This window comes from Streptomyces sp. AC627_RSS907 (genome assembly GCF_019049165.1).
Genome location: NZ_JAGMUE010001173.1, coordinates 1 through 606, shown reverse-complemented (window position 1 = coordinate 606; position 606 = coordinate 1). Strand labels below are relative to the sequence as shown.

The following is a 606-nucleotide window of genomic DNA, read 5'->3' as shown; positions in this document are numbered from 1 at the left end:
CCAGCAGTCCGCCGGGCGCGAGCCGGGCGCACAGGCGCCGCCACACGGCGGCCACCTCGTCCTCGTCGTACTGCCGCAACACGTTCGCCGCCCGGATGAGCACCGGCGCACGCCCGGCCGGGCCTGGCAGCGGCACCTCGAAGCCGCCGTGCGCGAAGCGCAGCCCCGGGCGTTCGTAGGCCCGGGCCGCCGCGACCCGCGCCGGGTCGATCTCGACGCCGACGACCTCGGCGTCGGGCCGTACCGTGCGCAGCCGGCCGAGCAGTTCGACGGCGGTCCACGGCGCGGCCCCGTAGCCCAGATCGACCGCTACCGGGTCGTCGCCGCGGCGCAGCTCCCGCCCGTGGGTGGCGACGATCCAGCGGTCCATGCGGCGCAGCCGGTTCGGGTTGGTGGTGCCGCGGGTCACCGACCCCACGGGACGGTGCGGGGTACGGGGCGGCATACGGACGAGCCTAGCCGCCCCGCGCGCCAGCGCCGGCGCACGCCGGTCCAGGCGCCCGCCCGCACCCTCGGCCCGGGGCCGGACAACGCGCCGGCGCGACGGCTCGCGCCTCACCGCCCCCGACGGCCGATTCCGGCCGGAGGCACCGCGCCCGGCCAGCC

1 protein-coding gene is annotated in these 606 nt (G+C 79.5%); it reads right to left on the bottom strand.

Annotation, left to right across the window (positions count from 1 at the left end; genetic code table 11):
* Positions 1-445 (bottom strand): trans-aconitate 2-methyltransferase (locus KUM32_RS40905; protein ID WP_217146731.1); only part of this gene is annotated, 445 nt, incomplete at its 3' end.
* Positions 446-606: the final 161 nt, after the last annotated feature.